Origin of the sequence: Paenibacillus swuensis (genome assembly GCF_001644605.1) — a bacterium.
Taxonomy (GTDB): Bacteria; Bacillota; Bacilli; order Paenibacillales; family DY6; genus Paenibacillus_N; species Paenibacillus_N swuensis.
Map to the genome: position 1 here is coordinate 68,865 of NZ_CP011388.1, position 6,136 is coordinate 75,000.

General features: G+C 51.6%; 2 protein-coding genes, 17 tRNA genes and 2 rRNA genes (1 of these 21 running past the window's edge). All 21 read right to left on the reverse strand.

The annotated features are described in order from the left end of the window. Positions 1-33: 33 nt before the first annotated feature. Positions 34-984 (reverse strand): YutD family protein, encoded by a 951-nt coding sequence (locus tag SY83_RS00365; protein ID WP_068603287.1) that lies wholly within the window; start codon positions 982-984, stop codon positions 34-36. A gap of 39 nt (positions 985-1,023) precedes the next feature. Continuing rightward, entirely contained in the window at positions 1,024-1,902 is an 879-nt protein-coding gene (gene lipA, locus SY83_RS00370) for a lipoyl synthase (protein ID WP_068603288.1), read from the reverse strand. Between the two features lie 375 nt (positions 1,903-2,277). Continuing rightward, positions 2,278-2,351, reverse strand: a tRNA-Arg gene (locus tag SY83_RS00375). Positions 2,352-2,358: 7 nt separating this feature from the next. Next, positions 2,359-2,432: transfer RNA gene (locus SY83_RS00380), tRNA-Gly, on the reverse strand. A 7-nt stretch (positions 2,433-2,439) separates the two neighbouring features. Continuing rightward, a tRNA-Pro gene (locus SY83_RS00385) sits at positions 2,440-2,516 on the reverse strand. A gap of 16 nt (positions 2,517-2,532) precedes the next feature. After that, positions 2,533-2,609, reverse strand: a tRNA-Arg gene (locus SY83_RS00390). Positions 2,610-2,614: 5 nt separating this feature from the next. Next, positions 2,615-2,689, reverse strand: a tRNA-Gly gene (locus tag SY83_RS00395). A 76-nt stretch (positions 2,690-2,765) separates the two neighbouring features. Next, positions 2,766-2,846: transfer RNA gene (locus SY83_RS00400), tRNA-Leu, on the reverse strand. A 44-nt stretch (positions 2,847-2,890) separates the two neighbouring features. Next, positions 2,891-2,966: transfer RNA gene (locus SY83_RS00405), tRNA-Lys, on the reverse strand. Positions 2,967-2,980: 14 nt separating this feature from the next. Continuing rightward, positions 2,981-3,055: transfer RNA gene (locus SY83_RS00410), tRNA-Gln, on the reverse strand. A gap of 10 nt (positions 3,056-3,065) precedes the next feature. Further along, positions 3,066-3,151 (reverse strand) — tRNA-Tyr (locus SY83_RS00415). A 10-nt stretch (positions 3,152-3,161) separates the two neighbouring features. After that, a tRNA-Thr gene (locus tag SY83_RS00420) sits at positions 3,162-3,237 on the reverse strand. A 30-nt stretch (positions 3,238-3,267) separates the two neighbouring features. Next, positions 3,268-3,344, reverse strand: a tRNA-Asp gene (locus SY83_RS00425). Between the two features lie 88 nt (positions 3,345-3,432). Further along, positions 3,433-3,506 (reverse strand) — tRNA-Met (locus tag SY83_RS00430). A 21-nt stretch (positions 3,507-3,527) separates the two neighbouring features. Further along, a tRNA-Val gene (locus SY83_RS00435) sits at positions 3,528-3,603 on the reverse strand. An 11-nt stretch (positions 3,604-3,614) separates the two neighbouring features. Then, positions 3,615-3,689: transfer RNA gene (locus tag SY83_RS00440), tRNA-Glu, on the reverse strand. 234 nt (positions 3,690-3,923) lie between these two features. Next, positions 3,924-4,013, reverse strand: a tRNA-Ser gene (locus SY83_RS00445). 3 nt (positions 4,014-4,016) lie between these two features. Beyond that, a tRNA-Asn gene (locus tag SY83_RS00450) sits at positions 4,017-4,092 on the reverse strand. A 14-nt stretch (positions 4,093-4,106) separates the two neighbouring features. Beyond that, positions 4,107-4,182 (reverse strand) — tRNA-Ala (locus SY83_RS00455). A 34-nt stretch (positions 4,183-4,216) separates the two neighbouring features. Further along, positions 4,217-4,333, reverse strand: a 5S ribosomal RNA gene (gene rrf / locus SY83_RS00460). A gap of 74 nt (positions 4,334-4,407) precedes the next feature. After that, a 23S ribosomal RNA gene (locus SY83_RS00465) occupies positions 4,408-6,136 on the reverse strand; it runs 1,199 nt beyond the window's last position.

Below are 6,136 nucleotides of genomic sequence, written 5' to 3' on the forward strand. Positions count from 1 at the left end.
GGCCGGGTTTGTTTCTATGGGGCGAACGGTCTTTTATTGGTTTTCTCCGGAACCTGAGTTGACCGGTCCCTTGGTGTTAATCGGTGATTGATGGTTCTGCTGAGGGAGGTTTCGGATATTTCCTTGGCCGGCGTTTCCGTTTCCCGTATTCGCTGATTTGGCATTGGGATTTCCGCCGCCGGCATTCGCATGACCTCGTCCCTTGCCCGAAGAACCATCTCTGCGGGGTTGGGACGCTGCGCTGTTTCCTCCGTTGGAGGAACCTGGTGTCCGTTGGTTACCTGCTGCACTCACATGTGCAGTCTGAACACCTCCTGATACGCTTACCTTGGGTCCTGAGGCTTGATTCCCGCCTTGTCCCTTGGATTTGCCTCCCTGGCCTTTGAAACCCTGAGGACGGCCTTCCTGAGGACGATCCTGGTGTTGCTTGCGGTCAGGCTTCAACTCGCCTCTTCGTTTATCCGGTTTGCCATCTGTGGCTGAGGCACGGCCTCCGGCATTGCGATCTTGATAACGCCCTTGATTTCTCCGGTTATCCTGCGATCTGCCTTCCGATCGGGGCGACTTTCCGTCTTGTGCTCCTTTGCCTTCGGAAACGGAATCCTGCTGTGCTTCCCCTTTCGGTTCCGGCGCCTTCGGTGTATGCCGTTCTGCCGGTTTGCTTTCATCCACAACAATCCATTTCGCTTTATCGCCGGCAGCAAAGTTCGATTCCGTAATTTTCTCCAATACAAAATACGCGCACCCAAAATTACAATACTCATTAAGGTAATCCTGAAGACACGCTACCGAGCTTTCGCGGGTTGCCTTGGGATTTTCTTCACGGAAGAAGCCTCTTAACCGAAGCTGGCTGTAGCCCCAGTCTCCCATAATGTAATCATAACGTTCAAGAACCTCGCTGTATCGTTCACGGAATGCTTCGGCATTCCAACCGTTCTTATACTCTTGTATGATTTCGTACGTTTTCTCGGTCAACTGAATCAAAGCCTGTTTCCCCCTTTATCCGCGTTACATTGCTTTATATTATTGGTGTTGTTGCGCGGACTGCACTTGCTCATGCGCGTGATAGGAGCTGCGGACAAAGGGTCCTGATTCCACATGGCTGAACCCGCGTTTCATACCTTCTTCTTTCAGCACGGCAAATTCTTCAGGTGGATAGAATCTCACAACATCCAGATGTTGCTTGGTCGGTTGCAAATATTGGCCGATTGTCATGATGTTGCAGTCTACGGCCCTTAAGTCTTCCATTGCTTGAATAATTTCGTTCCATTCCTCGCCGACACCCAGCATGATACTGGACTTAGTAGGAATATTGGGATTCATAGCTTTGGCACGTTGAAGCAGTTGAAGGGAACGTTTATATTTGGCTTTAGCGCGAACTCGGTTGGACATGCGTTCCACTGTTTCAATGTTATGGTTGAGGATATCGGGTTTAGCGTCCATTACGATTCTCAGGGAAGATTCCTCACCCATGAAATCCGGAATCAACACCTCGACACTGCACAGCGGCAAGCGTTCACGCACTGCTTTCACCGTAGCGGCGAATATAGAAGCCCCGCCGTCTTTCAAATCGTCTCTTGCTACAGAAGTAATAACCGCGTGCTGTAAATTCATCTGCGCCGCTGCTTCCGCTACACGCTCCGGCTCTTGTAAGTCAAGTTCTGTGGGGAGTCCAGTTTTCACGGCGCAGAAACGGCAGGCGCGCGTACAAATATCCCCCAAAATCATAAACGTTGCGGTACGGTTCGCCCAGCATTCATAAATATTCGGACACTTTGCTTCTTCGCAAACGGTGTGCAACGTCTTCGAGCGCATCATTTCTTTAATTTCTTTATAGTTATCACCAGTCGTTAATTTAATTTTCAGCCATTCCGGTTTCTTGGCTTTAGAGTCCACTGCCATGGGCAACGCCTACTTTCTATCTCAGAGATGTATATTCATTGTCTGAATGTTCGTCCATATCAATAGTATTATATCACGAATCGTCAATCATTCCACGATGGACTCTCACATTTGATGCGACAAAGAACATATTCATATCCCTAAAGGTGCAAAGGTCGTTTATGGACTGGTCACACGGATATTATCGTAGAAGCGTAATGCCGTCCTAGGAGGGATGCGATGCTGCATCAGGACGGTAATCCCGTCCTATGGTGCTCGCGACTCCGCTGCGGCCGGGCTGTGCTCTTGCCGAATGCGCTAAGACGTCCCCCTTGTCGGGAATTCGTATCTACGTGGACATAAAAAAAGACGCATTTCTGCGTCTAATCATTTTTACGTCCCAGGAGGGATTCGAACCCCCGACCGTACGCTTAGAAGGCGTATGCTCTATCCGGCTGAGCTACTGGGACATATGTATGGAGCGGGTGATGGGAATCGAACCCACGCTATTAGCTTGGAAGGCTAAAGTTCTACCATTGAACTACACCCGCATTGAAATGGTCGGGATGACACGATTTGAACATGCGACCCCCTGGTCCCAAACCAGGTGCTCTACCAAGCTGAGCTACATCCCGAGAGTATAAATATAAATGGCGCGCCCTAAGAGATTCGAACTCCTGGCCTTTTGATTCGTAGTCAAACGCTCTATCCAGCTGAGCTAAGGGCGCATATATGGAGCGGAAGACGGGAATCGAACCCGCGACCCTCGCCTTGGCAAGGCGATGCTCTACCGCTGAGCCACTTCCGCAAGAAAAAAGGGACTTGCCAGGAAATAACAAGCATATGCTACAGAGCATATCTTCATATTACCCGGGAAGCTTTTATGCGCGTGGAGGGACTTGAACCCCCACGCCATAGGCGCTAGATCCTAAGTCTAGTGCGTCTGCCAATTCCGCCACACGCGCATAGTAATACAGGCAAGTTATAGGTTTACCTGGTTAAAGGTAAATGGTGAGCCATGTAGGATTCGAACCTACGACACCCTGATTAAAAGTCAGGTGCTCTACCAGCTGAGCTAATGGCTCTCATAAGAGAGAAATGGCTGGGGATCAAGGATTCGAACCTTGGAATGACGGAGTCAAAGTCCGTTGCCTTACCGCTTGGCTAATCCCCATCATAGAAAATGGTGGAGGATGATGGATTCGAACCACCGAACTCGTCAGAGAGCAGATTTACAGTCTGCCGTGTTTAGCCACTTCACTAATCCTCCAAGTTAAAGCTGGTGCCGTCGAGAGGACTTGAACCCCCAACCTACTGATTACAAGTCAGTTGCTCTACCAGTTGAGCTACAACGGCAAGGTACAATTTAATTTTGGGCAAAAAAAATGGCGGAGCCGACGGGATTCGAACCCGCGGTCTCCTGCGTGACAGGCAGGCATGTTAGGCCTCTACACCACGGCTCCACACTGAAAAGTCTTCATCCCCTGATTGGGGTCCCCGCAAAGTAATCAGAATAAGCTACAGAGCTTATCTTCACTTTGCGGGGTTGAATTGCGGGGGCAGGATTTGAACCTGCGGCCTTCGGGTTATGAGCCCGACGAGCTACCGAGCTGCTCCACCCCGCGTCATTAAATATAAAGTATATATGGTGGAGGCTGAGGGGATCGAACCCCCGACCCTCTGCTTGTAAGGCAGATGCTCTCCCAGCTGAGCTAAGCCTCCGAAATATGTGATGGTGACCCGTAGGGGATTCGAACCCCTGTTACCTCCGTGAAAGGGAGGTGTCTTAACCCCTTGACCAACGGGCCTTACTACGGAGAGAAAGGGATGCTCTCCACTACGTTTCGAGAATGCGAAGTAATCCTTACGAAGCTTATGCTTCACCGAACCCCTCGGGTCTCGAATCCCATGCATATGAGGTAAAGCTACGGAGAGAAAGGGATGCTCTCCACTACGTTTCGAGAATGCGAAGTAATCCTTACGAAGCTTATGCTTCACCGAACCCCTCGGGTCTCGAATCCCATGCATATGAGGTAAAGCTACGGAGAGAAAGGGATTCGAACCCTTGAGACGCTTGTGGCGCCTACACGATTTCCAATCGTGCTCCTTCGACCAAACTCGGACACCTCTCCAGATGGCTCCCCGAACAGGACTCGAACCTGTGACAACTCGATTAACAGTCGAGTGCTCTACCAACTGAGCTATCAGGGAATAGTGTTACATTCTGGTGGAGCCAAGCGGGATCGAACCGCTGACCTCCTGCTTGCAAGGCAGGCGCTCTCCCAGCTGAGCTATGGCCCCATGAAAAAACCCACTTTACTCCAAAGTGGGGGCTGCTTGGCAACGTCCTACTCTTCCAGGACCCTGCGGTCCAAGTACCATCGGCGCTGAAGGGCTTAACGGTCGTGTTCGAGATGGGTACGCGTGGTTCCCCTTCGCCATTGTTACCAAACTGTTGAAGGTTTGATCCTTCAAAACTGAATGTGAATGAATGTAAACTACGCGTTAACCTGTTAATTCAGGTCATTGGATAAGCCCTCGACCGATTAGTATTCGTCAGCTCCATGCATTGCTGCACTTCCACCCCGAACCTATCAACCTCGTCGTCTTCAAGGGGTCTTACTAAATTGGGAAATCTCATCTTGAGGGGGGCTTCGCGCTTAGATGCTTTCAGCGCTTATCCCGTCCGTACATAGCTACCCAGCGATGCCTCTGGCGAGACAACTGGTACACCAGCGGTACGTCCATCCCGGTCCTCTCGTACTAAGGACAGCTCCTCTCAAATTTCCTGCGCCCACGACAGATAGGGACCGAACTGTCTCACGACGTTCTGAACCCAGCTCGCGTACCGCTTTAATGGGCGAACAGCCCAACCCTTGGGACCTACTTCAGCCCCAGGATGCGATGAGCCGACATCGAGGTGCCAAACCTCCCCGTCGATGTGGACTCTTGGGGGAGATAAGCCTGTTATCCCCAGGGTAGCTTTTATCCGTTGAGCGATGGCCCTTCCATGCGGTACCACCGGATCACTAAGCCCGACTTTCGTCCCTGCTCGACCTGTATGTCTCGCAGTCAAGCTCCCTTATGCCTTTGCACTCTTCGAATGATTTCCAACCATTCTGAGGGAACCTTGGGGCGCCTCCGTTACTCTTTAGGAGGCGACCGCCCCAGTCAAACTGCCCACCTGACACTGTCCCTCACCCGGTTTCACGGGCGCAGGTTAGAACTCCGATACGATCAGGGTGGTATCCCAACGGCGCCTCCGGCGAAGCTTGCGCTCCCCCTTCTCAGGCTCCCACCTATCCTGTACAGATCGTACCAAAGTCCAATATCAAGCTGCAGTAAAGCTCCATGGGGTCTTTCCGTCTTGTCGCGGGTAACCTGCATCTTCACAGGTATTAAAATTTCACCGGATCTCTCGTTGAGACAGCGCCCAAGTCGTTACGCCATTCGTGCGGGTCAGAATTTACCTGACAAGGAATTTCGCTACCTTAGGACCGTTATAGTTACGGCCGCCGTTTACTGGGGCTTCGGTTCACAGCTTCGGATTGCTCCTAACCGCTCCCCTTAACCTTCCAGCACCGGGCAGGCGTCAGCCCGTATACTTCGCCTTACGGCTTCGCACAGACCTGTGTTTTTGCTAAACAGTCGCTTGGGCCTTTTCACTGCGGCCCCCTCGGGCTATTCACCCTACCGAGGCACCCCTTCTCCCGAAGTTACGGGGTCATTTTGCCGAGTTCCTTAACGAGAGTTCTTCCGCGCGCCTTAGAATACTCTTCTCGCCTACCTGTGTCGGTTTGCGGTACGGGCACCATCACCTGGCTAGAGGCTTTTCTCGGCAGCCAGAGTACATGTTCTTCGCTACTTATATTTCGCTCCCCATCACAGCCCAGCCTTACGATGTGCGGATTTACCTACACATCAGCCTCACTGCTTGGACAGGCTATTCCATCAGCCTGCAACGTTCCCCTTCTGCGTCACCCCATTGCTCATAACGGCTTACGGTGGTACAGGAATATCAACCTGTTGTCCTTCGACTACGCCTTTCGGCCTCGCCTTAGGTCCCGACTAACCCTGAGCGGACGAGCCTTCCTCAGGAATCCTTAGGCTTTCGGCGGACAAGATTCTCACTTGTCTTTTCGTTACTTATACCGGCATTCTCACTTGTATGCTGTCCAGCGCTCCTTACGGTACACCTTCAACCCACATACAACGCTCCCCTACCACTGATCTTACGATCAATCCATAGCTTCGG

Bases quoted from the DNA above. Each gene is read 5' to 3' on its own strand.
- lipA (WP_068603288.1), bottom strand. From the start codon at position 1,902: ATGGCAGTGGACTCTAAAGCCAAGAAACCGGAATGGCTGAAAATTAAA.